General features: G+C 67.2%; 25 protein-coding genes. 12 read left to right on the forward strand and 13 right to left on the reverse strand.

Annotation, left to right across the window (positions count from 1 at the left end; translation table 11 throughout):
* Nucleotides 1-120 precede the first annotated feature (120 nt).
* Nucleotides 121-474 (forward strand): hypothetical protein, encoded by a 354-nt coding sequence (locus F1C58_RS07530; RefSeq protein WP_185203786.1) that lies wholly within the window; start codon nt 121-123, stop codon nt 472-474.
* Between the two features lie 28 nt (nt 475-502).
* On the opposite strand, the gene F1C58_RS07535 is transcribed toward F1C58_RS07530, so the two are convergent.
* A complete protein-coding gene (locus F1C58_RS07535; RefSeq protein WP_185203787.1) occupies nt 503-910 on the reverse strand; it encodes a hypothetical protein in 408 nt (135 codons plus the stop codon).
* A 186-nt stretch (nt 911-1,096) separates the two neighbouring features.
* Between F1C58_RS07535 and F1C58_RS07540 the strand changes: the two genes are divergently transcribed.
* Genes F1C58_RS07540 through pcp form a run of 3 tightly spaced genes read left to right on the forward strand, consistent with a single transcriptional unit; the run spans nt 1,097 to nt 2,471 of the window.
* Complete coding sequence (locus tag F1C58_RS07540; RefSeq protein WP_185203788.1) at nt 1,097-1,384, forward strand: mycoredoxin; 288 nt, start codon at nt 1,097-1,099, stop codon at nt 1,382-1,384.
* Complete coding sequence (locus tag F1C58_RS07545; RefSeq protein WP_185203789.1) at nt 1,381-1,824, forward strand: hypothetical protein; 444 nt, start codon at nt 1,381-1,383, stop codon at nt 1,822-1,824. The genes F1C58_RS07540 and F1C58_RS07545 overlap by 4 nt, the downstream gene beginning before the upstream one ends.
* The gene (gene pcp, locus F1C58_RS07550; RefSeq protein ID WP_185203790.1) at nt 1,824-2,471 is read left to right on the forward strand and encodes a pyroglutamyl-peptidase I; all 648 of its coding nucleotides are present in this window, start codon (nt 1,824-1,826) and stop codon (nt 2,469-2,471) included. Before F1C58_RS07545 ends, pcp begins: the two co-directional genes overlap by 1 nt.
* Here the strand turns inward: pcp and F1C58_RS07555 are convergent.
* Nucleotides 2,449-2,949, reverse strand: coding sequence for an 8-oxo-dGTP diphosphatase (locus F1C58_RS07555; protein WP_185203791.1), 501 nt, complete (start codon nt 2,947-2,949; stop codon nt 2,449-2,451). The two genes, pcp and F1C58_RS07555, sit on opposite strands and share 23 nt — an antisense overlap.
* 139 nt (nt 2,950-3,088) lie before the next feature.
* Between F1C58_RS07555 and F1C58_RS07560 the strand changes: the two genes are divergently transcribed.
* Together F1C58_RS07560 and F1C58_RS07565 are read left to right on the forward strand one after the other, a co-directional pair.
* On the forward strand, nt 3,089-3,766 hold the full coding sequence (locus F1C58_RS07560) for a Pr6Pr family membrane protein (protein WP_255461365.1): 678 nt from the start codon (nt 3,089-3,091) through the stop codon (nt 3,764-3,766).
* 47 nt (nt 3,767-3,813) lie between these two features.
* Nucleotides 3,814-5,211, forward strand: a complete 1,398-nt coding sequence (locus tag F1C58_RS07565) for an NAD(P)/FAD-dependent oxidoreductase (protein ID WP_185203793.1) — start codon at nt 3,814-3,816, stop codon at nt 5,209-5,211.
* Here F1C58_RS07565 and F1C58_RS07570 read toward each other — a convergent pair.
* The 4 genes from F1C58_RS07570 to F1C58_RS07585 form a co-directional block, all read right to left on the reverse strand.
* On the reverse strand, nt 5,150-5,923 hold the full coding sequence (locus F1C58_RS07570; RefSeq protein WP_255461342.1) for a Pr6Pr family membrane protein: 774 nt from the start codon (nt 5,921-5,923) through the stop codon (nt 5,150-5,152). The two genes, F1C58_RS07565 and F1C58_RS07570, sit on opposite strands and share 62 nt — an antisense overlap.
* 91 nt (nt 5,924-6,014) lie before the next feature.
* The gene (locus tag F1C58_RS07575) at nt 6,015-7,151 is read right to left on the reverse strand and encodes a cation:proton antiporter (RefSeq protein ID WP_185203794.1); all 1,137 of its coding nucleotides are present in this window, start codon (nt 7,149-7,151) and stop codon (nt 6,015-6,017) included.
* Between the two features lie 46 nt (nt 7,152-7,197).
* Nucleotides 7,198-7,755, reverse strand: a complete 558-nt coding sequence (locus F1C58_RS07580; protein ID WP_185203795.1) for a DUF4287 domain-containing protein — start codon at nt 7,753-7,755, stop codon at nt 7,198-7,200.
* A 4-nt stretch (nt 7,756-7,759) separates the two neighbouring features.
* The gene (locus tag F1C58_RS07585) at nt 7,760-8,161 is read right to left on the reverse strand and encodes a DUF2834 domain-containing protein (protein ID WP_185203796.1); all 402 of its coding nucleotides are present in this window, start codon (nt 8,159-8,161) and stop codon (nt 7,760-7,762) included.
* Between the two features lie 147 nt (nt 8,162-8,308).
* Between F1C58_RS07585 and F1C58_RS07590 the strand changes: the two genes are divergently transcribed.
* Complete coding sequence (locus F1C58_RS07590; RefSeq protein ID WP_185204056.1) at nt 8,309-10,048, forward strand: gamma-glutamyltransferase family protein; 1,740 nt, start codon at nt 8,309-8,311, stop codon at nt 10,046-10,048.
* Here the strand turns inward: F1C58_RS07590 and F1C58_RS07595 are convergent.
* From F1C58_RS07595 to F1C58_RS07625, 7 genes are all read right to left on the reverse strand, one after another.
* Nucleotides 10,030-11,271: an amidohydrolase gene (locus F1C58_RS07595; protein ID WP_185203797.1), complete on the reverse strand. Its 1,242-nt coding sequence runs from the start codon at nt 11,269-11,271 to the stop codon at nt 10,030-10,032. The genes F1C58_RS07590 and F1C58_RS07595 overlap by 19 nt on opposite strands.
* 9 nt (nt 11,272-11,280) lie before the next feature.
* A complete protein-coding gene (locus F1C58_RS07600) occupies nt 11,281-12,108 on the reverse strand; it encodes an SDR family oxidoreductase (RefSeq protein WP_185203798.1) in 828 nt (275 codons plus the stop codon).
* Nucleotides 12,109-12,172: 64 nt separating this feature from the next.
* Nucleotides 12,173-13,024 (reverse strand): ABC transporter permease, encoded by an 852-nt coding sequence (locus tag F1C58_RS07605; protein WP_185203799.1) that lies wholly within the window; start codon nt 13,022-13,024, stop codon nt 12,173-12,175.
* Complete coding sequence (locus F1C58_RS07610; protein WP_185203800.1) at nt 13,021-14,115, reverse strand: ATP-binding cassette domain-containing protein; 1,095 nt, start codon at nt 14,113-14,115, stop codon at nt 13,021-13,023. The genes F1C58_RS07605 and F1C58_RS07610 overlap by 4 nt, the downstream gene beginning before the upstream one ends.
* A gap of 64 nt (nt 14,116-14,179) precedes the next feature.
* Complete coding sequence (locus F1C58_RS07615) at nt 14,180-15,421, reverse strand: GAF domain-containing protein (protein ID WP_185203801.1); 1,242 nt, start codon at nt 15,419-15,421, stop codon at nt 14,180-14,182.
* 98 nt (nt 15,422-15,519) lie between these two features.
* Nucleotides 15,520-17,115: a protease pro-enzyme activation domain-containing protein gene (locus tag F1C58_RS07620; RefSeq protein WP_185203802.1), complete on the reverse strand. Its 1,596-nt coding sequence runs from the start codon at nt 17,113-17,115 to the stop codon at nt 15,520-15,522.
* Between the two features lie 63 nt (nt 17,116-17,178).
* A complete protein-coding gene (locus tag F1C58_RS07625) occupies nt 17,179-17,634 on the reverse strand; it encodes an SRPBCC family protein (RefSeq protein ID WP_185203803.1) in 456 nt (151 codons plus the stop codon).
* A 220-nt stretch (nt 17,635-17,854) separates the two neighbouring features.
* On the opposite strand from F1C58_RS07625, the gene F1C58_RS07630 reads away from it, so the two are divergent.
* The 5 genes from F1C58_RS07630 (at nt 17,855) to F1C58_RS07650 (ending at nt 23,000) form a co-directional block, all read left to right on the forward strand.
* Nucleotides 17,855-18,526 (forward strand): response regulator transcription factor, encoded by a 672-nt coding sequence (locus F1C58_RS07630; RefSeq protein WP_185203804.1) that lies wholly within the window; start codon nt 17,855-17,857, stop codon nt 18,524-18,526.
* 19 nt (nt 18,527-18,545) lie between these two features.
* Nucleotides 18,546-19,913: a cell wall metabolism sensor histidine kinase WalK gene (locus tag F1C58_RS07635; protein WP_255461366.1), complete on the forward strand. Its 1,368-nt coding sequence runs from the start codon at nt 18,546-18,548 to the stop codon at nt 19,911-19,913.
* 120 nt (nt 19,914-20,033) lie between these two features.
* Nucleotides 20,034-21,650: a glycosyltransferase family 39 protein gene (locus tag F1C58_RS07640; protein WP_185203806.1), complete on the forward strand. Its 1,617-nt coding sequence runs from the start codon at nt 20,034-20,036 to the stop codon at nt 21,648-21,650.
* Nucleotides 21,647-22,501, forward strand: coding sequence for a polyprenol monophosphomannose synthase (locus F1C58_RS07645; protein WP_185203807.1), 855 nt, complete (start codon nt 21,647-21,649; stop codon nt 22,499-22,501). Before F1C58_RS07640 ends, F1C58_RS07645 begins: the two co-directional genes overlap by 4 nt.
* The gene (locus F1C58_RS07650; RefSeq protein ID WP_185203808.1) at nt 22,491-23,000 is read left to right on the forward strand and encodes a GtrA family protein; all 510 of its coding nucleotides are present in this window, start codon (nt 22,491-22,493) and stop codon (nt 22,998-23,000) included. Before F1C58_RS07645 ends, F1C58_RS07650 begins: the two co-directional genes overlap by 11 nt.
* The last annotated feature ends 49 nt before the right edge of the window (nt 23,001-23,049 follow it).

Below are 23,049 nucleotides of genomic sequence, written 5' to 3' on the forward strand. Positions count from 1 at the left end.
GCAAGTCGGGCCTTCTACCGTGTTTCGCCGCGTTACGCAGCGGGATGACATCCCGGCGCCCCGAATCTAGTCTCGGGGAGAACACGCGTTCATTTCGGTTCCCCCGGGCAGGAGGCCAGCATGTCGAATACCACACCACCGGTGACCGCCACCATGCGGTGCGCTCACTCCCCTGGCGCAGCTTGCACATCTGCGGCAGCGGGCCATGCGGTTTCCGCGATCCGTGACCGGGTCACCGCCGCAACACCGAGCAAGTGGCGCGACGGACTCGTCGTGCACGTGTCAGCCACCGACGCGGCCGGCGGAAGCTGGCTCGCCGTGGCCCTGTTCGAGCAGCCCGAGTTCGCGTGGGTCTGGAATCATGGCGACCTGAGCACCGTCGTCTCGGTCGGTGAGCCGGTCGCGCTCCACGAACTGTACGACACGCTCGCCATCGGCACGGCACGGGTGAGCGTGCTGCGCGCACTCCGCTGACGGCCGGCTCTGCTGTGCCGGCCGGTGTTCAGGGTGCGAGCATCGAGTCCATCATCTTCTGGCACGCCATCGCGCACTGACGGCAGACCTCGGCGCACATCGCACAGTCGGCGCTCATCCCGGCCATCGCCTCGCACTCGTCGGCGCAGCTCATGCAGGCCACCACCATCGCCTGAAGCATCGCCATCACCGCCGGCCCGTTCATGCCGTTGGGGCGCAGCATCATGCGCATCATGGTGTTCGCCATGTCCGCGGAGTTCTGGCACATCGCCGCACACATCGCCATCTCCGGCGACATGGCCATCGAGCCGGCGCACATCGTGCAGGCCTGCTCGCAGGCCGAGCAGGCTTCGATGCATTCCTGCATCGCCTCCATGTCCATTCCCTTCATGGCGTCGGAGTGCATTTCCATCATCTGCATCGCGGTGTTCGACATCGACTTCAGTCCAGCCTGGGCTGACTCGCGTCGGAGGGTCCGGCGGTGCCGAGTATCGGCCCGATCGCCTCCAACCTACGCCTCAGGTTGTCGCGCTGTCTGTCCCTCCCCGGCCGTCGATTGACCGGAGCGGACGCCAGGAGTGCACCCCAGACAAGTCGGCTTCGGGCGTCGTAGGCTCGAGGTATGCCCACTCGTGCCGAATTCACACCCCCCGCCGGTTCCGTCCTGATGTTCTCCACCACCTGGTGCGGCTACTGCCGCAACCTCAAAGGCCAGCTCGAACGGGCCGGTGTTCCCTACACCGAGGTGAACATCGAAGAGGTCGACGGAACGGCTGAGCTCGTCGCCGAAGTGAACGGTGGCAACCAGACGGTGCCGACCCTCATCTTCCCCGACGGATCGACAGCAACGAATCCCTCGCTCGCGACAGTGCAGGCTCGCCTGATGGATGCGGCCTCCGCGGGTCGATGAGCTTTCTCTCCGACGAGTCCCGGCGTGCCCTCGATTCGCTGGAGACAGCGGCGGAGCCCCTCGATCGTCTTCGCGCGGTGCGGCAGGCGGCTCTCGCGCTCGAGCGGGATCCCGCGCAGCTGCAGGCGGTGCGGGACTCTCTCGACTCCGGCGAGACCTGGGACCGGGTGGCGGATGCCGCGGGCCTCGGAGTCGCGGCCGCCAAGTGGCGCTGGCAGGGCACCGACGAGCAGATCGCCGAGCGACTGGCCGCCGGGCGCAAGCGCTCCGCACGCCCGAGCAGCGTGCCGACGGGACTTGTCGGCGAGTCCGTGGCCGACGCCGCTCGCCTCCTCGGTGTGACGGCGCAGGCGGTATACCTGCGCATCAGCCGCGGAACCCTCACCGCGACCACCGTGACCCTCGACGACGGACGGTCCTATAAGCGGGTGCTGCTGTGATGGCACGGGCCCGGACCATCCTCCTCACTGGCTTCGACCCTTTCGACGGCTCAGCGTCGAACAGCGCCGGTGATGCCGTCGCACTCGTCGCGTCGCGATGGAGCTCGCCGATCCGGTTGGTCACCGCGGTGCTGCCGGTGGCCTTCGCCGCCGCGCCGCGGCAGCTCGACCGTCTCATCGCCGATCACCGCCCAGAGCTCGTGATTGCCACCGGCCTCGCCAATGGGCGTGCCGCCATCACCCCGGAGCGACTCGCGATCAACCTGGCGGACGCCCGGATTCCCGACAACGCCGGTGCTCAGCCGCTCGACGAACCAATAGACGACGGCGGGCCCACGGCATACTTCAGCGGACTGCCGGTGAAGGCGATAGTCGCGCGACTTTCCGCCGAGGGGATTCCCGCGGCCCTCTCGCAGACCGCAGGAACTTTCGTCTGCAACGCCGTCATGTACAGCCTGATGCGCACGGTCGCGGGCACCGACATCCGTGCCGGTTTCATCCACGTGCCGTGCTCGCCAGAACTCGCGGTGGGAACATCGCAGCCGAGTGCGACGATCGAGACCATCGCGCGGGCGCTGGAACTCGCGATAGAGGTCTGCTTGCAACCGGAGTCCCTCGAACGGATCAGGGGAGGCGCGGAGAGCTGATCCGGAATGCCGGGTGGTCGGAGGCCGACACGGTACGCAGGTCGGCGCCGAACTCGAAGGTGGCCTTCACGAAACGACCGGCGAGGGCATCGTGCACCCAGAACCGTGCGTCGTCCCACATCCGCCCGGTCGAGATGTCGGCGACCGGAAACCACTCCGGCACCAGTTCGTCGGACTCCCGGGCATCGCCACGCCACTCCCTGCACACGAACACCCACGACTGTTGACTCCAGGCCGGCTTGAACGGGAAGGGGTAGGTCAGTTCGCCGACGAGTTCGACTTGGCCGAGTTCGATCGACGTCTCCTCGGCGACCTCTCGCCTGATCGCCCGCTCGGGAGTCTCCCCCGGTTCGATCTTTCCGCCGGGCCCGACGAGATTGCCCATACCCAGCCCGAATTTCTTGCGGCCGAGCAGCACCTCCTCGCCCTGTGCTCCCTGTCGAAGCAGATAGCAGACGCAGACCTCCGGCAGTGGCATCCGGCAAGCATAAGCGCCGCGGAAAAGCTGATCACCGGCACCGTCGCGCGCAGGTGCGGCCAAGACCACGGGAGGGACAGGTTCGAACGCGGAGTAGGCGACCTCAGCAGCGAGCCATTATGGTGAATCCGTGACGAAGATGTCTGTTGTCGATTCCCCGGTGCGCGCCGAAGCTCCTGGCCTGCGTCGAATATTCGGCTTCCTGCGCCTCGCCGTCGGCTTGCTCGTGCTCGCCGCCCTCGTCACCCAGGTCACCGCGGACCTGCTCCACGACTCGTTCAAGCCCGGCGAGTACTTCAGCTACTTCACCATCGAGTCCAGCATGATGAACGTCGTGGTGCTGCTGGTCGGGGGCAGCCTCGCTCTTCGTCTTCCCCGGGACACCGAGCTGTTCACCAGCGTGCGAGTCGCCATCCTCTCTTACGCGGTGATCACCGGACTGGTCTACAACGTGCTGCTGCGCAACATCCCGGGCGATGGCAGCTACGAACCGCCCCGCTGGTGCAACGAGGTGATGCACGTCTGGGTGCCCATCTTCATCCTGCTCGACTGGCTGCTGGCCCCGGGGCGCGCACGAGTGCCGTGGAAGCGACTCTGGCTCGTCATCTCCTACCCCCTCGCGTGGCTCGCCTTCACCATGATCCGAGGCGCGATCACCGGCTGGTATCCCTACCCGTTCCTCGAGCCGGCCGGACCCGGCGGCATCCCGAGCCTCCTCGTCTACGTCGTCGGGATCGCCGCATTCATTGTGGCGGTGGCGTCGGCCGCCATCGGTTTTGCGCGCCTCACGGCACGGGCCGACCGCGCCGCGCCCTGAGACGCTCGTCGGTCGCCTCCGGGTCTTCCGAGTACAGTGGCGCTGAGATGTCGTTCAGCCGCCGCAGTTTCCTCCTCGGTGCAGGGTCAGGTCTTTCCCTGCTCGTGGTCACGGCGTGCGTCGAGGAATCCCCTCGTCCGACGACCTCCGCGACGCCGTCCCCCACTCCGTCCTCTGCGGTGCCCCGGCCCTCCGGCATCGAACGCAGCGCGTGGTCGACGGATCCCTTCGCCCGCGGCTCCCAGAGTTTCTTCCCTCCCGGCGCGACCCCGCAGCATCGGGATGATCTGTCCCAGACGGTCGGCGGGCGCGTCTTCTTCGCCGGGGAGGCCACCTCTGCCGATCGTGCCGGAACGGTGCTCGGGGCACAGCAGTCCGGAGCGAGAGTCGCCTCCGAGGTGCTGGGGATCGTGTCATCCGGCGAGAAGGTCGCGGTCATCGGTGCCGGCGCCGCCGGAGCCGAGGCCGCTCGTGCGCTCGTGCGACGAGGGGTCGATGTCATCGTGCTCGAAGCGCGGGATCGCGTCGGCGGGCGCATCGATACCCGCACTCCGAAGTCCTGGCCGCTCAGCGTCGAGCTCGGCGCCTGGCGGCTCGGCGAAGTGGTCGACCAGTCGCTGCTCACACGCCTCGCCGCTCTTGGCATCGAGTCGAGCGCGCTCACCGGTCTTCGTGCCCAGGGAAACGAGGCACACACTGCCGACAACACCGTCGGGGGCCCGGCGCTCGGCACGGCACAGACCTGGGCCGAAGCCCAGCTCCTCGACCCGAGTCTCACCGCGGCACTCGATGGATCCGGTGCCGCGGCGACGGCGGCCGGAACCACGGTGGAGGGGCTCGCCGGAAGCGATCTGCTCGACACCACACTGGCGACGCTCGCCGGGGTGACGGGAGCGAGCGCCTCGGAGCTGTCCACCTGGTACGGCCTCGCAGATCTCCCCACTCGCGACCGCATCGTCACCGGCGGGTACTCGGGGGTGATCACCGATGCGCTCGACGGCGTTCGGGTGTCGCTGTCCACGGCCGTGCTCGGTGTCTCCTACAGCGATTCGTCGGTGAGTCTCAAACTCGGCACCGGCGAGTCCCTCACGGTTGACCGCGTCGTCGTCACGGTGCCGCTCGGAGTGCTCAAGAAGAATGCGGTGGTCTTCGACCCCCTGCTGCCATTCCCGCATCGATCAGCCATCGCCGCCCTCGGGATGGGCTCGGTGGAGACTGTCTGGTTGCGCTTCGACAAGCCCTTCTGGTCGACGGATGCGGCGGTCTGGACTCTTGTCGGCACCGAGAGCGACATCACGGACTGGGTCAACCTTCAGGCGATCACCGGCGAGCCCGTCTTGGTGGGGATCGTGGGAGGCAAGGCGGCTCGTCGAGTGGTGAAGCTCAGCGACGACGACCTTCTCGAATCCGTTCTGGCGTCTCTCGCTCCGTTCGCTGAGGCCTGAGCGCCTCACGTGCCTCCCAGCGAGCCGTCCAGCGCTCACCGAGCGGCATGGTGCGACTCACCGCGACGAGCGCGGTCGAGATGCCGCCGAACAGCAGCACCGCGATCGAGCCGAAGAAGAAGAATTGTGCGGTGTTGGCCAGCTGGGCCGGGTCGAGGAAGAAGTAGGGGTACCAGCCCACAATGGGTCCCCGTGCGAGAGTGACCAGGCCCCAGCCCAACATGAACACGAGCACGATGGCGATACTGCGCCACGGGGCGACGCCTCGCCCGGGGCCGATGATCCAGTCGAGAACGGCCACGGCCGGCAGCACGAAATGCAACACCACGTCGGACCAGGGCACGTCGATCCGAAAACCGCGCTCCCCCGACTGCTCGATGATCAGGGCGAAGATGATGCCGCACGAGACCGTGCAGCTGAGCACTGTCGCCCGCGCCAGGTCGAGCCATGGCGCATCATCCTGCCCCCGCAGCGCGACGGCCGCGGCGATGACCGTCACGACGAGGAACAGCATGCTGCTCTGGATGGTGAGGTAGGCGAAGAAGTTGGCTGGCGTGAATGTCGCCGACCCGAGTCCCCAGAGGAAGCGGGAGACCAGTGCCACAAGGCAGACCACCGCCATTAGCAGCCGGAGGGCGCCGAAGGTCGCCCGTAGCTTCACCGTGCTGTCCACCTCCGCCGCGGTCCCGGGGAATCCCGGACTCGACCGCACCCAGCAGTCTACGAAGTCTCAGCGCGTCGTCCCCTCCGGCCCGCCCGCCGAGGTCCACTCCGACCTCGGATGGTCAGCCGAATTGTCGAGTTCAGTCCGCGACCGCCGAGTGCTGCCGTCGTGCACGGATGCTCGCGGCCACTGTCGTCGCCGCGATCGTGAGGAGGGCACCGAGCAGCAGTGCGGCATCCTCTCCCGGTTGCAGAAGCCGCAGTTGCGTGCCGAGTGCCGCAGCGGCGATCGGGACCCCGAGTTGCCCCGCAGCCATCACGCCGAGCAGCACGGGTTGGGAGATCACCCGGGCGGCGAGATGGCTGAGGATCGCCGCCGCTCCGAGGCACACCCCCAGCAGGATCATGCCGGGATGGCGGCCGAGATCGGAGAGGCTTATCGATGCGCCGAGCCAGACGAAGAACAGGGGTCCGAAGAATCCCTCGGTGATGCCGAAGAGCTGACGGGCGAGCCGTTGCGGCTCTCCGATCGCCGCGACCACGAGTCCGAGCAGAAATCCCGCGAGGAGCACCGAGACCTGGGCGAACTGGGCGAGCGCGGCGAGACCGAAGAGCAGAAGCAGGTTGATGCGCAGCTCGAGCGCGAACTTGCGACGCTCCGAGAGTCGATGCACCCGCTTGCGCAGGCCGTTGCGGTCCAGTGAGCGCAACACGAAGAAGAGGATCGCCGCCGCGCCGACGACAGCGATCGCACCGATTCCGGTCGTGAGCGCCCGTGCGGGGTCGATCGCCAGGGGAAGGGCGACGATGCAGACGGCATCCGCGATCGCTACCTGTGCGACCAGCTGGGTCGTGTCCCCGAGCTTCAGCGAGCCGACGATCGGCAACACCAGCGCGGCGGATGACGAGGCGATCACCACCCCGTAGAGGGCGGCGTGCCCCGTTCCGAAGAGGGCGGCGAGCCCGATCCCGGCGAGAGCCGCCACCATCCCGACCAGCGCGGCTCCGAGCGCTCCCCGGCCGAATGCCCGCCGAATCGTTGCCTCGCGAAGGGGCACATGTGATCCGACGACGAACATGACCAGGGCGAAACCGACGTTGGCGAGCAGTGTGAACGTCGGCTCCGTCGAGTCGAGCAGACGAAAACCGGATGCCCCGACCAGCAGCCCCCCGAGCAGTTCACCCACCACGCCCGGCAGGTGCCACGACTCCCGCCCCGCGAGCAGCGGGCCGAGAAGCCCCACGAGCACGATGAGGGCGAGCAGGGTGAAGCTCATGGCGTCAGGCTAGCCTGCCGCAGGCGAAGAGCGGCGGCGGCGCGGATCAGGTGCCGGAATGTGCCTCACGCAACCACTCGAGCAGCTCATTGTCCGGCGCGGAGTCGTCATCGATGCGCACACGATGCGTGACCATCGCGTTCCACGATCCGGCCGCCTCGAATCGTTCTGTCGGTGCCACGCCCTTTCTCTTGATCCCGATGTCGAGACGCGCGGCGGTGGGGTGAAGGATCGCGAACTTTCGGCCCTCGGAGACCAGGCTGAGATAGGTGTTGGTCGGCGCGAGGCCGAGATCCCGCCCGGACTCCCGCAGGGTCTCGATGAGCGTGTCGGCGAAGAGGCGCCAGTGGGTCTTGGCGCCCGAGAAGATCGCGTCGATCTTGTCGTCGGTGCTCCCCGAAGCTCGTCCGCTCGGGGTCAGGATCGAGATGAGCGCCATGGCGTGACCCGGTCCGAGGCCGAAGTCCGCCTTCAACCAGCTCTTGATCTGGCCCGCAGTGACCCCGGGCTCGAGCAAGCCCCTGTCGCGCGCGAGTGCTCGGAAGTCCTCGGGGTCGAGACCCGTCTTCGCCTTGATGGTGTCCAGATATGCCTGGAAGGTCACGGCGTCACTCCCCGGGGTCCGTCGGGCGCGACCCGACGACCGCGCGGCGGGTGATCGTGCGTTCGCGCATGGCCAGGAACAGGGGGAAGACGAACGCGAACGCGGTGATGCCGGCGAGGACGACATAGATCCAGCCGCCTCGGAGTCCGAGGCGCCGCGATTCCACGATGATGAGGATGCTGCCGGCGACCGCGGCGATGAGCAGGTCGACGGTGAGCGAAGACACCGCCGGTCCGCTATTGACCCAGTCCCCCGCGAAATCGCGCAGTTGCACGATTGCGGAGATGTTGAAACTCCAGGTGCCGATCAGGCCGATGACCGCGAGAACGAGATAGATCACGGCGAGAGGCGTCCAGTGCTGGGTGATGCCGCTGCGGGGTGATGCGGTGCCGGCGGGAGGTGTCATGCACCCATGATGGCCGCTGGAGGTGCCATCCGCACCCCGGCGTTGCTCATTGCCCGCGCTTAGAATTTGCAGACTGTGACTTCTGCGACCCCCTTCACCCCCGCTGCGCCCGAAACCACCCGCCCCACACTCCAGGGCACGTTCGGGATGGTGGCCTCCACCCACTGGACCGCGACAGCCTCCGCACAGGCGGTGCTGGAACGCGGGGGCAACGCCTTCGATGCCGCCGTTGCGGGGGCATTCGTGCTCCACGTCGTCGAACCGCACCTGAACGGGCCCGGCGGTGATCTCGTGGGGATCTTCGCCACCGCCCTCAGGCCGTCCGAACCGGTGGTGCTGATGGGGCAAGGGCCGGCGCCGCGCAACGCGACGATCGAGCACTACCGCGCTCAGGGATTCGATCTGGTTCCCGGGGCCGGGGCACTCGCCGCCGCCGTGCCGGGCGCCGTCGACGCCTGGCTGATGCTCCTGAGGGATCATGGCACGTGGGAGCTTGGCGAGGTGCTCGCCTTCGCGCGCGACTATGCCCGAAGCGGGCATCCGCTTCTCGCAAAGGTGAGGTCGACCATCGATGCGGTCTCCGAACTCTTCGAGCACCATTGGCCGAGCTCGGCAGCGCTCTGGATGCCCGATGGCGTTCTGCCCGGTGCGGACGAACTCTTCACCAATCCCGCCTATGCCGACACCCTCGATCGTCTGGTGGCTGCCGGCAGCGAGGCAGACTCCCGCGAGGCACGCATCGATGCCGCCCGTCAGGCCTGGAGCAGCGGGTTCGTCGCCGAGGCAGCCGCACGATTCGCGCGCGAACCGCACCGGCATTCCTCCGGCACCGATCACGCGGGTGTCATCGACGAACAGGATTTCGCAGACTTCCGGGCGAGCTACGAACCGGCGACCACCCTCGAGTTCCGTGGTGTCACAGTGGCGAAGTCGGGAGCCTGGGGACAGGGTCCGGCACTGCTCCAGTCCCTTGCCATACTGGACGGGTTCGACACCACCCACCTCGACCCGTCGACAGCGGTGGGCGCCCACACCATCATCGAGGCGCAGAAGCTCAGCCTCGCCGACCGCGAGGCCTATTACGGCGACGTGGAGGTGCCTCTCACGCACCTGCTGTCGGCGGAGTATGCGGCACAGCGGAGGGCACTGATCACCCGGAGCGCGTCTCGCGAATTCCGCCCCGGGGCGGTGCCCGGCGTGACGGCATACCGGCCTCCCCTCCAGAGCGCCGTCGACCTCGTCGAAAGCACGGGGTTCGCCGGCAGCGGTGAACCGACGGTCTCCCCCGCCGGGGTCACCGCGGGCGACACGTGTCACATCGACGTCGTCGACCGCTGGGGCAACATGATCTCGGTCACTCCCTCGGGAGGCTGGCTCCAGTCATCCCCCACCATTCCCGAGCTCGGTTTCTGCCTCGGCAGCCGCCTGCAGATGATGTGGCTCGACCCGAACGCGCCCTCCGCGCTCGTCCCCGGTCGTCGCCCCCGCACCACGCTCACCCCCACGATGCTGTTTCGCGACGGCCATCCGATCGCCGCCCTTGGTACACCGGGAGGGGACCAACAGGACCAATGGCAGCTGCTCTACCTCCTGCGCACCCTCGTGGGCGGCTACTCGGCTCAAGAGGCGATCGATGCGCCGGCGTTCCACACCACTTCCTTCCCCGAATCCTTCTGGCCGCGCACCTGGGAGCCGGCGGGCGCGGTCGTCGAGGGGCGCCTGGGGGCGGCCGTCATCGACGAGCTCCGCACGCGTGGGCATATCGTCACCGTCTCGGGCGACTGGAGTCTCGGCAGGATCTCGTCAGTGGGCAGAGATCCGGCCAGCGGGCTGCTGACTGCCGCAGCCAACCCCCGCGGGGCGCAGGGCTACGCAGCAGGCCGGTGATCGCCGCCGCGCTCGACGGTGATACCGCGATGGGTGGTCTCGTCCCACTCGTAGACCGTCACGCCGCCGATGAGCACACGCTCGGCCCGGGAATTGATGTCGAGAGGATCGCCGGACCACAGCACCACGTCCCCGTCCAGCCCCGGTGACAGCGATCCGACCCGCGAATCGAGACCGAGGATCGACGCCGGATTCACCGTGAGCGCCTGCAGCGCGACCTCCCGGGGCAGCCCCTCCTTCACCGCGAGCGAAGCCTGGTGGACGAGGAAGTTGATGGGCACGACCGGGTGATCCGTGGTGATCGCCACTGTCACCCCGGCCGCCGCGATCGTTGCGAGGTTGGCGATCGCGCGATCCTTCAACTCCACCTTCGATCGGGAGGTGAACATCGGGCCGAAGATCACCGGGATACCGCGTTCGGCGAGGATATCGGCGATCTTGTGGGCCTCGGTCCCATGATTGACCACGAGCCGGTACCCGAACTCGTCTGCGAGGCGGATGGCGGTGGCGATGTCATCGTGACGGTGCGTGTGCTGGTCCCAGGCGAGCTCTCCGTCGAGCACCCGGGCGAGCGTGTCGAGCCAGAGGTCCTTCTTGAACGGCTCACCGTTGCTGGCGGCGTTGGCGCGCTGGGCCGCATAGAACCTGGCGTCCTCGAAGGCCTGGCGGATCACCAGGGCGACGCCCATCCGGGTGGCCGGCGTCTTGTCCTTCTGGCCGTATACCCGCTTCGGGTTCTCGCCCAGGGCCGACTTCACGCTCACGGAATCACTGATGACCTGCTCGTCGATCGTGCGACCTCCCCAAGTCTTGATCGCGACGGTCTGGCCGCCGATCGGGTTGCCGCTGCCGGGCTTGACGACGACGCTGGTGATGCCGCCGCTGAGGGCATCCCGGAATCCCTCGTCCTCGATGTCGATGGCATCGATCGCCCGCGCCGCAGCCATGTTGGGATTGGTCATCTCGTTGGTGTCGTTGCCGGCGGGGCCATTCGCCTCCTCGTGGATCCCGACATGCCCGTGCGATTCGATGAAGCCGGGCAGCACCCAGTTGCCCTTCGCGGGGATGATCACCGCATCTTTGGGAATGCGCACGTGCGCACCGACCCCGGTGATCACGCCGTCCTCGATGAGTACCGTGCCGTTCTCGATCGGGTCGGCTGAGACGGGTACGACATAGCCGCCGGTGATGGCGACGACGGAGGTGTGGCGAGAGGGAGTCATACCTCCACGCTAACCCGCAAGTGCCTGTTCGATGGTGCGGGCGGGATTCCCGGTGACGCGCTCGACGTGGTCCGTGACGCGCTCGGTCTCCCCCTCGGCGATGGCCGTGTAGGTGCTGATCCAGGCATCGAGCTGCCACTGCTCCGCGCCGTAGTGCGAGCGGGATTCGTAGGCCTCCGTCACCGTTTCTGCGGCGTAACTGAGGTCTCGTCCGATGGAGGTGCCCGCGCGGGTGGCGACCTCGGCGAGAGTAAGTGCCTCTGGTCCGGTCAAGTGGTAGGTGACTCCGGAATGATCGCCGGGGACGCGAAGGATTGTGGCGGCGACGTCGGCGACATCTGCCCGTGCCACCGCGGACACTCGACCCTCTCCTGCCGGGCCGCGGATGACTCCGGAATCATCCGCGAAGAAGGGCAGCAGGTCGGAATAGAAGTTGTCCCGCAGCAGCGTGAAGTCCATTCCGCTGCCGCGGATCGCCGCTTCGGCGTCGGCGTGATCGCGCCCGAGGGTGAAGACGGCCTGGGGGTCGGCACCGAAGAACGAGGTGTAGACGATGTGCTGCACTCCGGCGGCGGCCGCGGCCTCGATGAAGGTGCGGTGCTGCACGCGCCGGAACTTGGACTCGGCGGCTGAGACCATGAACAGCACGTCGACCCCCTCGAGGGCGCGCACCGCGTTCGCGGCGTCCCCGTAGTCGGTCACCACCACTCGCGATCCGGCGATCGACGGGGCCTTGGCGGCATCCCGCACCACGAGGGTTGGGGAGAGGTCGGCGAGCTGTCGGGCCACGAGGCCGCCGACATGCCCGGTGGAACCGGTGATCGCGATGACTGTCATGTGACCACGGTAGCCAGCGAATGTGGGAGTAGCCTCCCCGTTTTGCGCCGGAGCGAGGGATGACTCAGCGGCTGCTGACGCTTGCGAATTTGCGGATCGCGAGCGGAACGAACACGACCAGTAGCACGATGATGCCGATCAAGACCGTTATTTCGGGATTCTGCTGCGCCCAGTTGTCGGCGACCGGAGAACCGGGCGGGGTGTTGCCGAAGAGGTTGCGCACCGCAGAGACGAGCGCCGAAACCGGGTTGAACTCCGCGAACACCCGCAAGGGCGCCGGCAGGGTGTCGCTCGGAACGAAAGCGTTCGAGATGAAGGTGAGCGGGAACAGAATGAGGAACGACACGTTGTTGATCACCTCCGGACTGCGCACGCTCATGCCGATGAAGGCCATCACCCAGGAGAACGCATAGGCGAACAGCAGGAGGAGCGCGACGGCGCCGAGTGCCTCGAGAAAGCTCGAGCGGATGCGCCAACCTACGATGAATCCTGTGGTCATCATCACGACGAGCGACACGGCGTTGATGAACAGGTCGCCGTTCGTGCGCCCGATCAGCACGGCGGAGGGGCTCATCGGCAAGGTGCGGAACCGGTCGATGATGCCGTCTTTCAGATCCTGGGCCATCGCGGACCCCGAGTAGGTGGACCCGAACACGATGGTCTGGGCGAAGATGCCCGCCATGATGAATTCCTTGTAGCTGCTGCCGGGGATGTTGATCACGCCCGCGTAGACGTAGGTGAAGAGCAACACGAACATGATCGGCTGGAGCGTCGTAAACACGAGGATGTCGGGCACGCGCTTGATCTTGATCAGGTTGCGACGGGTCGTGATCCAGCCGTCGGAGAACCAGTGGGAGACGGTGGAGCCCGTCCCGGTGCCCGTCTGCAGCGGCGCGCTGTGTTCGGCGGTGGTCATGATCGGGTGCTCTCACTCTCTGCAGCACTGTTGGCTTCAGCACTGTTGGCTTCAGCACTGTTGGTCTCAGCACTGTTCTTCTCCGCGCGTTTCCGCTCGGCGCGCTTCTTCCTGCTCGGAGCGACATCCGCCGCCTCCACAGTGGCGGAGTGGCCGGTGAGTCGAAGGAAGACGTCGTCGAGGGTCGGCCGTCGCATGCCGGCATCGAACAGGCGGATGTCACGACTTCCGAGCTCAGCGAGGATCGCCTGGAGCGCGACCGGTGCGTCCGACGCGTTGACCGTGAGTTCGCGGCCCTCCGCTGCCGTCGCCGGCTCGGAATCGCCGAAGCGGCGAAGCACCTCGACGGTCGCCGCGCTGTCGGCCGGATCGACGAGAGTGATCTCGACCCGTTGACCGCCGATGGACGCCTTCAACTCGTCTGAGGTGCCCTCAGCGATGACCTTGCCGTCGTCGATGACCGAAATGCTGTCTGCCAGCTGGTCGGCCTCTTCCAGGTACTGGGTCGTGAGGAGCACCGTCGTGCCCTGCCCGACCAGGCTGTTGATGATGTCCCACATACCCAGGCGACTTCGTGGATCGAGTCCTGTCGTCGGTTCGTCGAGGAACAACACCTTCGGTCGGGTGACCAGCGCTCCGGCGAGGTCGATCCGTCGACGCATGCCTCCCGAGAAGCCCTTCACCGGTCGATTCTTCGCCTCGTCGAGATCGAACAGGGTGATGAGCTCCTGGGCACGGACCCGTGACTGGGTGGCTCCGAGGTGATAGAGCCGGCCGACCATATCGAGATTCTCGAACCCCGTGAGGTTCTCATCGACGGCGGCGTACTGGCCGGAGACACCGATGATCGGACGGATGCGCTCTGGCTGGGTGAGCACGTCGATGCCGTCGATATGGGCGCTGCCCGCCGTGGGGCGGGTCAGCGTGGTGAGCACCTTCACCGTGGTGGTCTTGCCCGCGCCGTTCGGCCCGAGAAGGGCGGTGACGGTGCCCTGAGGCACCGCGAGATCCAGGCCGTCGAGCGCGTGCACGGGACCGGCCCCCTTGGGGGTGTAGGTCTTGGTCAGGCCCGTCGCTTCGATGAACGCCATGGCCCGAGGGTAGCGAAGGCCGGTGACACCGGGCAATGATCCGCGCCCTGAGGCTGCACCAAGCTCAGTGGGGCGAGCGTTTCTTCTTCGTCACGTCGACCTGCAGTTGCTGCTGCACCTTCAGCGCGAGATCGCGGAGCAGGGCGGCATCCGCACGGGAGAATTTGCGCGGCTTCGAGTCGATGAGGCACAGCGCACCGACCCGCTGGCCACCCGCCTCGAGCGCCACCCCCGCGTAGAAGCGGATGCCCGCTTCTCCCGTGACGAAGGGATGCCTCTTGAAGTTCGGGTCGACCGCCGTGTCCTCGATCGTGAACTGGTCTGTGCGGGTGATCGTGGTGTTGCAGAACGCGAGCTCCCGCGGCACATCGGCCCGCTCCACGCCCACGGCCGACTTCATCCACTGGCGATCGTGGTCGATGAGGGTGATGGCGACGATGTCGGTGCCGAACGCGGCCTTGGCCTGCGCGACTATCGAATCGAAGCCTTCCTCCGTCTCGGTGTCGAGGATGCCGAGTGCGTCGAGCGCGGCCTGCCGCGCCGCCTCGTTACGCCGGATGAATCGGGTGGCGCTCACGGTCGGCACGAAGCTCGAGACGATCGGCGGAGCGATCATGGCCGCCCATTGCCCGTAGGTCTCGCTCGTCGGATATGCCGCTGAATCCGCGAGAGCGGCGATCCCGTCATGCTCGGGGAGATCCGGTGTGAAGGGGATGAACGTGACTCGGGGATGCCGGGCCACGACCCGCTGTGATGCCACGTTCAGCAGAGCCACCCTGCGCACGGCCGCCCGCAGCACGAACTCGGGCAGTCGAGTGATCAGACCCGCATTCGGCACGGCGACGACGAATACGAGCAGGCTCGCTGCAGCGTTCGTCTCGAGGTAGCGGAACAGCCTTTCGAGCCTCCGGGACCAGACGACAACGGACGAGAGCCGCAGTGCTTCGTTGACGCCGATGGTCATCACTATCGCGTCCTGTGCGCCGAGATCGCGGCCGGTGAGCTCACGGAGACAGGTCGCGGCGGTGAGATCCGCATCGGCGATGATCTCGATCACCGTGCCGTGGTCGGTGCTGTCGGAGATCGTCCGCGCGAGATGTCCCGCGATCGACCGATCGTAGGAGGAGACCCCGTAGCCGACAGAGAGGGCATTGCCGATGAGGATCAGGCGATCGGGATCGACACCGAGTGTCTGAACCTGCGGTTGATCGAGCGGTCTCGGGAGGTCATTCCACCGTTCGCGCCTGGAGAACAGCCAGCCCAGAATGACGGGTCGCAAGAAGAAATCAGAAATGTTCCACGCCATGGTGGCCCCCAGAACTGCACAGATCCCACTGTATGAAGCTGCCGGACGAGCGGGTCTCCGCTCACGAGTGCTTCTCGTGCAGCCTACGCCGCTCGGCGTCAGGCGCCGGAGGCGACCCGGGGCGGTGTCAGGGCGGCCAGCAGTGCGACGCCGTCGGGCACACCGAGACCCGTGCACGCATCCCACCCCGGACCGGCAGCGAAAGCGCCGTTGTTCCCCGCGGTGATGTCGCGGAATCCGTTTCGCTGCGTCGCGCCGGAGGCGAAACCGTAGAGTCGCGGATGCAGCAGTCCGAACGGCGATCCGGCGGCCTGTGCGAGGCGGGCGACCAGCGCCGCCCACAGCGGGGCTACCGCACTAGTGCCGCCGTAGACCTTCTTCTCGCCATCCACCAGCACCTCGTAGCCGGTGGTGGGGTCGGCGACTGCCGCGACATCCGGCACGCCCCGGCCGGCGGTGCCGCGGGACGATGCCGGCACGCCCGCACCTTTCTGCCAGCTCGGGAGCGCAAACACGTCACTCACCCCTCCCCCGGTCGCTCCGGCGCCCACGCCGTTATTCCAGACGGTCTCAGAGGTCACCCGCCCGGACGAGGCCCGTAGGCTCGTGCCGCCACAGGCGAGCACGTGGGGACTGGATGCCGGGAAGTCGGCGTGGTTTCTGCCGTCGGCCGCCCCGTCAGAGCTGCCGTTGTCGCCCGCCGCCGCGGTCACGGTGATACCGAGGGCGGCCGCGTCGACGAAGGCCTGATCGAGGGCATGCCGCGCCTGGGCCGTCCAGGCGTCCTCGTTCTGGCCCCAGCTGATGCTGATCGCGGTGGGTGTGATTGCGGCGTGAGTCGCCTCGCTCACGGCGTCGACGAAACCGGCGTCGGTGTTGGGGGCGAAGTAGACGACGATGTCGGCGCCGGAACTCAACGCTCCAGCCACCTCGATGTCGAGAAGCACCTCACCATCCGCTCCGGACGCGTCGGCCCCCGCCACGTTACGCGCCCCGTCGACGCCGACCGCGGTCACTCTCGGCCCGGTGATACCGAGGCTGCCGAAGTAGGCATCGAGTTCGGACTGAGCGAAGCCGCCGCCCAATTCGATGATGGCGATCGTCTGGCCGGTGCCGTCGAACTGCGGCGGGAAGTTGTAGATCTCGGCGAGATCGAGGGGCGTGTAGCTCACCGCCACCGCACGGGCCTCTGCGACTCGGAACTCGGTGCGCGCCTGGGGGCGGTCGTCAAGTCCGAGCACGGCGGTGATGATTCCATCGAGCGCCGCCGGCACCATCAGCATCCCGCTGCGGTTGCGGTGCTGCACCTCGGTGCCATCGCTCGCCCGGCTGGTGACCGCCTCGAGTTGGGTGCCGAATACGTGGCCGAGGGTGTTCGCGGAGCCGGAGATCCGAATCCGGCGCGAGGCGGGGTCTGTCGAAACGACGTGGATCCCGAGGCCCTCCAGGGTCGTCGTGACGGTCTCGATGTCCGCCGCATCCGCACCCATGCTTGCTTCGAATTCGTTGCGACTGAGCCGAACGGATGGGTCGAAGCTCGCCCCGGCCCGCCGCCGAAGCACCACCGTCGCCTCGATATCCGCACCCGCTGCCGAGGGCACGGCAGCGGGCGCGATGACTTCAGCGGAGTGGCGGTTGCTTCCCGGGAGCGGAACCAGGCGCAGGTCGGGGGGAGTCTCTTCGTATTCGGACATGGTTACGGTCTACCGGTACGTCTACCGAGAATCAAGATGCGGCAGCACGCTCGCAGTCGCGGCTCAGTTGCTCACGTCACCGCGCCAGGCACCCTGCTCGCTGCCCTGCTCCTCGATGAACTTCTTGAAGTTCTTCAGGTCGCCCTTGACGCTCGCATCGTCGATGCCCAGCGCGGCGCCGGCCTTCTCGACCAGCCCCTCCGGCTCCCAGTCCAGCTGCACGGTCACGCGACTCGTGCTGTCGCTGAGCTTGTGGAAGGTGACAACACCGGCCTGCGTGACGTCTCCCCCGGTGCTCTTCCAGGCCACCCTCTCGTCGGGGTGCTGCTCCGTGATCTCGGCGTCGAACTCGCGCTCCACGCCTCCGACCTTGACGACCCAGTGGTTGTGGGTGTCGTCGATCTGGGCGATGGACTCCACGAAGCTGAGGAAGTGCGGGAAGGATTCGAACTGCGTCCACTGGTTGTACGCGGTGGTGACGGGAACATCCACGTCGATGGTTTGGATGACCTGGGACATTGTTTTCTCCTTGTGTTCGGTCAGGCTGGTGATCGGTGAGGCTGGTGATCGGTGACGCATCGAACGGTACGGACTCCCGCCGGGCCAGGGCTCAGCCCCCAGCAGAGTTCCAGCCTTGGGGCGCGAGGGTTGACCCGGTGTGCGAGGGAGGGTACCGCCGCACAAAAGGTGCGAGCATTGCAGCATTCGCTCGTGAGGCGGATCGAAGGAGACGGAACCGGTGAAGATCCTGGTGGTGGAGGACGATCCGCAGATGGGCGCGCTCATCGAGCGCGGACTCGCCGCGGAGGGCTACGACATCCGGGTGGTCGACAACGGGGTCGATGCCCTGATCGCGGTCTCCACAGAGGAGTTCGCGCTCGCAGCGATCGACGTGATGCTCCCGCAGATGTCCGGGTTCGAGATCTGCCGGCGCATCCGCCAGTCGGGGAGTTCGATGCCGTTGCTCCTCCTCACCGCGCGCAATGCCGTGGAGGATCGCGTGTTCGGCCTCGACGCGGGAGCAGACGACTACCTGACCAAGCCCTTCGCCTTCGCCGAGCTGAGCGCGCGGGTGAGGGCGCTGCTGCGCCGGGATGCGAACGCCGACAAGCTCGTACTCACCGTCGGTGGTCTCCGCATCGATTCGCTCGCCGTCTCGGTGAGTGTTGCCGGGCACCCGCTCTCGATGAGTCCGAAGGAATTCGCGCTTCTTCGACTGCTCGCCGGAGACGCCGGCACTGTGGTGAGTCGCACTCGGATCCTCGAGGAGGTGTGGGGGTCGACCCAGAACATCGATCCCAACATCGTCGACCAGTACGTGAGCTACCTGCGCCGCAAGCTCGAACCCGTCGCCTCCGAGGTGCGGATCGTCACCAAGCGCGGCTCCGGCTACCTGCTCGAGACGCTGTGACACGGGGGCGCCGGTGAGAATGCTCCGCCACGTCACGATCAGGTGGCGCATCACCATCGGCACACTCGTCATCGCGATCGTGCTCGCCACCGCCGCTGTCGTCGTCTTCCGTGCGCAGGTGGAACACATCCTCAGCACCACGACGACGACGCTGTTGCGCCACGACGCCGCGCCCTACGTCACCGACATCACGGATACCGGGACACCGAGCATCGAACGGGCGGGAACCGGGCAGCTGGTGGCGGTGGTCGATCCGGCCGGCACAGTGGTGGAATCGAGCCTTCCACGGGCCCTCGAGGGCCGGATCGCGGAGATCGTGAAGCTGCCGGGCGATACGAACACCGTCGTCAACGCGGACGACTCCTATCGCGTCTACAACGCGTCGGTGATAACGAACGAGGGCGCCTGGACGATCATCACCGCCCGTAATGAAGACTCGTCGATCCTCTCCCTCGACCGCATCACCCAGGCGCTCATGATCGGTGCCCTCGTCATCGTGATCGGGTTCGGCGTGGCCTCCTGGCTTCTCACCGGTGCGGCACTGCGGCCGGTCGACCGCATGCGCAAACAAGCGGAGGCGCTCGTCGCCCAAGGATCGACGGAGCCTCTGCCGATCGGCTCCGCAACGGACGAGCTCTCCGAGCTCGCGACGACGCTCAACCTGTTCATCAGCGATGTCCGGCAGTCCGTCGACCGGGAACGCCAACTGGTGTCTGATGCGAGCCACGAGTTGCGTACCCCGCTCGCCATCCTCATGGCACAACTCGAACTCGCGCATCTCTCGCACGGAGACGCCGACGCCCTCGAGGCCCAGATCGTGAGCGCCCAGCACTCCGTCGCTCGCCTGTCCGGGCTCGCAACGGGTCTTCTCGAACTGTCGCAGCTCGAGGCAAGGGCCCCGGACATCCGGAGCAGCTGGGCGCAGCTGGCGGATGAGCTCGCCGCGTCCGTCGACCGTGCCCGCATGGTCGCGGTGGCCAGCACGGTGACCATCGACTTCGACGTCGCCGGCGAGCCGACGGACTCCAGCTATCTCATCGCCGTGGAGAACTTCGGACGCATCGTCAACAACCTCACCAGCAATGCGATCGCCGCTCAGCCGCACGGGGGTTCGGTGCGGATCGCGCTCCGCCACTCCGACACCGAGCTCTTGCTCACCGTCGTCGATTCCGGACCGGGGATGCCGGAGAGCTTCCTCCCGGTGGCTTTCGACCGGTTCAGCAGACCGGATGCCGCCCGCGCGGCCCAGAACGGCGGAAGCGGTCTCGGGCTGGCCATCGTTCAGGCCATCGTGCAGGCCGCAAACGGCTCTGTCACCCTGTCGAACGCCGCCGGATTCACCGTGACAGTCTCCCTCCCTGCACTGGCTGCGAATGGGGCGCGCTAGTCCAACCTGTATGGATTCTCACGCCGACGGGAACGGATCCGCACAGAACACCAAGTCCCGCTGTCGAGGATGAAGTCATACCGGTAGTCGCCGGTGCACATCATCCGAGGGGGACGGCGCGTGAGCACCACCGAAATCGGCACCGGCGCAGCAGACACCGGTGCGATCGAGATCGATGCGGATGACCGCGCCGGGGTAGTTCGCCGTTCCGGGCGACCGCACGGCACGCGATTCGGCGGTCTCCAGCCGTCTCGGTGGTTCGACGCGGACGCGGGCATCGGCCCCGTCGCTGCCCTTCTCGGCGTTGCCGGTTGGCTGCTCACCTTCATCGGGTCCTGGATCCCGGCGTTCTGGGGAGACGAAGCGGCGAGCGTCATGTCGGCGGAGCGACCGCTGGCCACGATCTGGCGGGAATTGGGACGGGTCGATGCCGTACACGGCGCGTACTACGTGTTCCTGCACTTCTGGATCGAGGCCTTCGGCGCATCCGAGCTCTCGGTGCGGCTGCCGAGCACCATCGCCGCCGGTGTCGCGGTCGCGGGCACCGTGGTGCTCGCCCACCGACTGTTCGCCCGTTCCGCATCCCCCCGGGCGATCGCCGTCACCGCGGGCCTCGTCATGATCCTGCTCCCCCGGGTGAGCTACATGGCCGCGGAGGGGCGTTCCTACGCGATCGGGACGGCGGTCGCCACCTGGCTCACGGTGCTCTTCGTCACTCTGCTGCAACGCCGAGTCACCCGTCGGGCTCCGTGGATCGGCTTCGCGCTCCTCTTCGCCGCCTCGATCTACGTCTTCCTCTACCTCATGCTGCTCGCCGTGGTCTTCGCGGTGGCGCTCCTCGCCGCCCGCCCCGGCCGCGCCATCCTTCGACGCTGGTTCTCGGCGGTCACGGTGGGCGTGCTTCTGGCGGCGCCCGTCATCGTCTACGCCCTCGGCGAGCACGGCCAGATCTCCTTCCTCGCGCACCGCAACTACGTCACCTTCACCCGCATGTTCGTGATCCAGTGGTTCGGCAACCCGTGGCTGGCACTCGCCTGTTGGGCTCTGATCGTCGTCGCCGTCGTCGCGCTCATCCGCTCGCGAGACCGGGCGGTCGCCCTCCTGCTCGGCTGGGTGGTGCTGCCGATGGGGCTCCTCATCTTCGGCAACGCGTTCATCGCTCCGATGTACACGATCCGGTACCTGTCGTTCTGCACGCCGGCGGTCGCTATCCTCGTGGCTTTTGGAGTGTGTGCGCTCTTCAGCCGTGGAGCCGCCGCCGGCTGGATCCGCGCCGCGGCGGTACTCGCCCTTGTGGCCCTCGCCCTTCCGACGGATGTCTTCCAGCGCACCGAATTCGCCAAGGACGGCGGAAGCGACCTCCGCCAGGCCGCCCAGGTGATCGGAACCAACGCGAAAGCGGGCGACGCCGTCGTCTTCGACGAGACGGCGAAACCCTCCCGCAAGCCGCGACTGGCCCTCCGTCTCTACCCGCAGTACTTCAGCGGACTCTCCGATGTCACGCTGCGCACCCCGTACACGCAACGCTCGGGCATCTGGGACTCGGTCTGGCCGATCGCGGCTGTCGCCCCGTCCCTCCAGACGACATCCACAGTCTGGGACCTCGAGCTCGTCACCCCGGGATCGACCGCGATCCCGGCCAACATCGTCGCTCTCGAACGACTGGGTTACTCGATCTCGCGCCAGATACCCGTCCATCGAACCGTCGTCTACGAACTCACCCGGGAGACATCATGAACCAGACCGACAACCGCACCCTCGTGGTCGTGCCGACCTACAACGAGCGGGAGAACATCGCCGAGATCATCGCGCGCGTGCTTCGGAGTGCTCCCGGTGTCGACGTGCTCGTCGTCGACGACAACTCCCCCGACGGGACCGGCGCGATGGCATCGGCGCTCGCCTCCGGCCATGACCGGATCAACGTCTTGCATCGGGCCGGCAAAGAAGGGCTCGGCGCAGCGTACCGTGCCGGGTTCGCCTGGGGTCTCGAGCGTGGCTATGAGCGCCTGGTCGAGATGGATGCCGACGGCTCCCACCAACCGGAGCAGCTCGAACGTCTCCTCTCCGCGCTCGACGAGGCTGACGTCGTGCTCGGATCCCGCTGGGTTCGCGGCGGCTCCGTCGTCAACTGGCCGCTCAAGCGCATGGTGCTCTCCCAGGGAGGCAGCCTGTACGCACGGATCGCCCTCGGCCTCCCGGTGCGGGACATCACCGGCGGCTTCCGCGCCTTCACCGCGGACGCGCTGCGCGAGATCGGCTACCAGGATGTGCTGAGCCAGGGCTACTGCTTCCAGATCGACATGCTCTGGAAGGCCTACAGTGCGGGCTTGCGCATCTCCGAGGTGCCCATCACCTTCGTTGAGCGGATCCACGGCGAGTCGAAGATGAGTTCCGGCATCGTCAAGGAAGCCATCCTGAGGGTCACTCTCTGGGGACTCCAGGGCCTCCCCGCGCGGCTGAGAGGCGATCACCGGGCGGCCGTGGCCGCGGCATCCGCTCTGCGACTCGCTCGCGAGCGGGCCGATTCGCGGGCCGCAGACGTGCGGGTGCTTCGCACGAGTTTCGGGGAGCGCAATCGTGTCGCGTGACTCCCGCAGGGCGCTCGTACGGCAGCTGCTGAGCTTCGGGCTCGTCGGGGGCGTTGGCCTTGTCGTCGACATCGTGGTGTTCAACGCGCTGCGTACGACGGTGTTCGAGCCACACCTCGTCCACGGTGGCCCGATCATCGCCAAGGTGATCTCCACGTCGATCGCGATCGTGGTCAACTGGATCGGCAACCGGTACTGGACCTTCCGCACCGAGCGTCGAACGACGAGTCGCGCGGCCGTGTTGCGTGAGGGGGTCGAGTTCGCCGTGGTCAGCCTGATCGGGGCGGCAATCGCCCTCGGCTGTCTCTGGATCTCGCACTATGCGCTGGGTTTCACCTCCGTTCTCGACGACAACCTCGCGACCAACGTGGTCGGGCTGGCGCTCGGTACTGCCTTCCGTTTCGCCCTGTACCGGTTCTGGGTGTTCTCCGGACGCCGTCGCGGCGCTTCGGTTGCGGTCGCTCCCCTGGAGTCGCGCAGTGAGGTACTCGCGCCGTAGCGTTCCGAGGTCGCGGCGGGTATATGACCTCGCGGCGGGAGTCGTATTT

The organism is Glaciihabitans sp. INWT7 (assembly GCF_014217685.1).
GTDB lineage: Bacteria > Actinomycetota > Actinomycetes > Actinomycetales > Microbacteriaceae > Lacisediminihabitans.

Excerpts from the sequence above, each read along its gene's own strand:
- F1C58_RS07605 (WP_185203799.1), bottom strand. The coding sequence starts at position 13,024 with ATGACCACCGCCGAACACAGCGCGCCGCTGCAGACGGGCACCGGGACG.
- F1C58_RS07600 (WP_185203798.1), bottom strand. The coding sequence starts at position 12,108 with ATGACAGTCATCGCGATCACCGGTTCCACCGGGCATGTCGGCGGCCTC.
- F1C58_RS07535 (WP_185203787.1), bottom strand. The coding sequence starts at position 910 with ATGTCGAACACCGCGATGCAGATGATGGAAATGCACTCCGACGCCATG.
- F1C58_RS07555 (WP_185203791.1), bottom strand. The coding sequence starts at position 2,949 with ATGCCACTGCCGGAGGTCTGCGTCTGCTATCTGCTTCGACAGGGAGCA.
- F1C58_RS07625 (WP_185203803.1), bottom strand. The coding sequence starts at position 17,634 with ATGTCCCAGGTCATCCAAACCATCGACGTGGATGTTCCCGTCACCACC.
- pcp (WP_185203790.1), top strand. The coding sequence starts at position 1,824 with ATGGCACGGGCCCGGACCATCCTCCTCACTGGCTTCGACCCTTTCGAC.
- F1C58_RS07610 (WP_185203800.1), bottom strand. The coding sequence starts at position 14,115 with ATGGCGTTCATCGAAGCGACGGGCCTGACCAAGACCTACACCCCCAAG.
- F1C58_RS07615 (WP_185203801.1), bottom strand. The coding sequence starts at position 15,421 with ATGGCGTGGAACATTTCTGATTTCTTCTTGCGACCCGTCATTCTGGGC.
- F1C58_RS07540 (WP_185203788.1), top strand. The coding sequence starts at position 1,097 with ATGCCCACTCGTGCCGAATTCACACCCCCCGCCGGTTCCGTCCTGATG.
- F1C58_RS07545 (WP_185203789.1), top strand. The coding sequence starts at position 1,381 with ATGAGCTTTCTCTCCGACGAGTCCCGGCGTGCCCTCGATTCGCTGGAG.
- F1C58_RS07585 (WP_185203796.1), bottom strand. The coding sequence starts at position 8,161 with ATGACACCTCCCGCCGGCACCGCATCACCCCGCAGCGGCATCACCCAG.
- F1C58_RS07635 (WP_255461366.1), top strand. The coding sequence starts at position 18,546 with ATGCTCCGCCACGTCACGATCAGGTGGCGCATCACCATCGGCACACTC.
- F1C58_RS07620 (WP_185203802.1), bottom strand. The coding sequence starts at position 17,115 with ATGTCCGAATACGAAGAGACTCCCCCCGACCTGCGCCTGGTTCCGCTC.
- F1C58_RS07590 (WP_185204056.1), top strand. The coding sequence starts at position 8,309 with ATGGTGGCCTCCACCCACTGGACCGCGACAGCCTCCGCACAGGCGGTG.
- F1C58_RS07645 (WP_185203807.1), top strand. The coding sequence starts at position 21,647 with ATGAACCAGACCGACAACCGCACCCTCGTGGTCGTGCCGACCTACAAC.
- F1C58_RS07560 (WP_255461365.1), top strand. The coding sequence starts at position 3,089 with ATGTCTGTTGTCGATTCCCCGGTGCGCGCCGAAGCTCCTGGCCTGCGT.
- F1C58_RS07595 (WP_185203797.1), bottom strand. The coding sequence starts at position 11,271 with ATGACTCCCTCTCGCCACACCTCCGTCGTCGCCATCACCGGCGGCTAT.
- F1C58_RS07530 (WP_185203786.1), top strand. The coding sequence starts at position 121 with ATGTCGAATACCACACCACCGGTGACCGCCACCATGCGGTGCGCTCAC.
- F1C58_RS07565 (WP_185203793.1), top strand. The coding sequence starts at position 3,814 with ATGTCGTTCAGCCGCCGCAGTTTCCTCCTCGGTGCAGGGTCAGGTCTT.
- F1C58_RS07575 (WP_185203794.1), bottom strand. The coding sequence starts at position 7,151 with ATGAGCTTCACCCTGCTCGCCCTCATCGTGCTCGTGGGGCTTCTCGGC.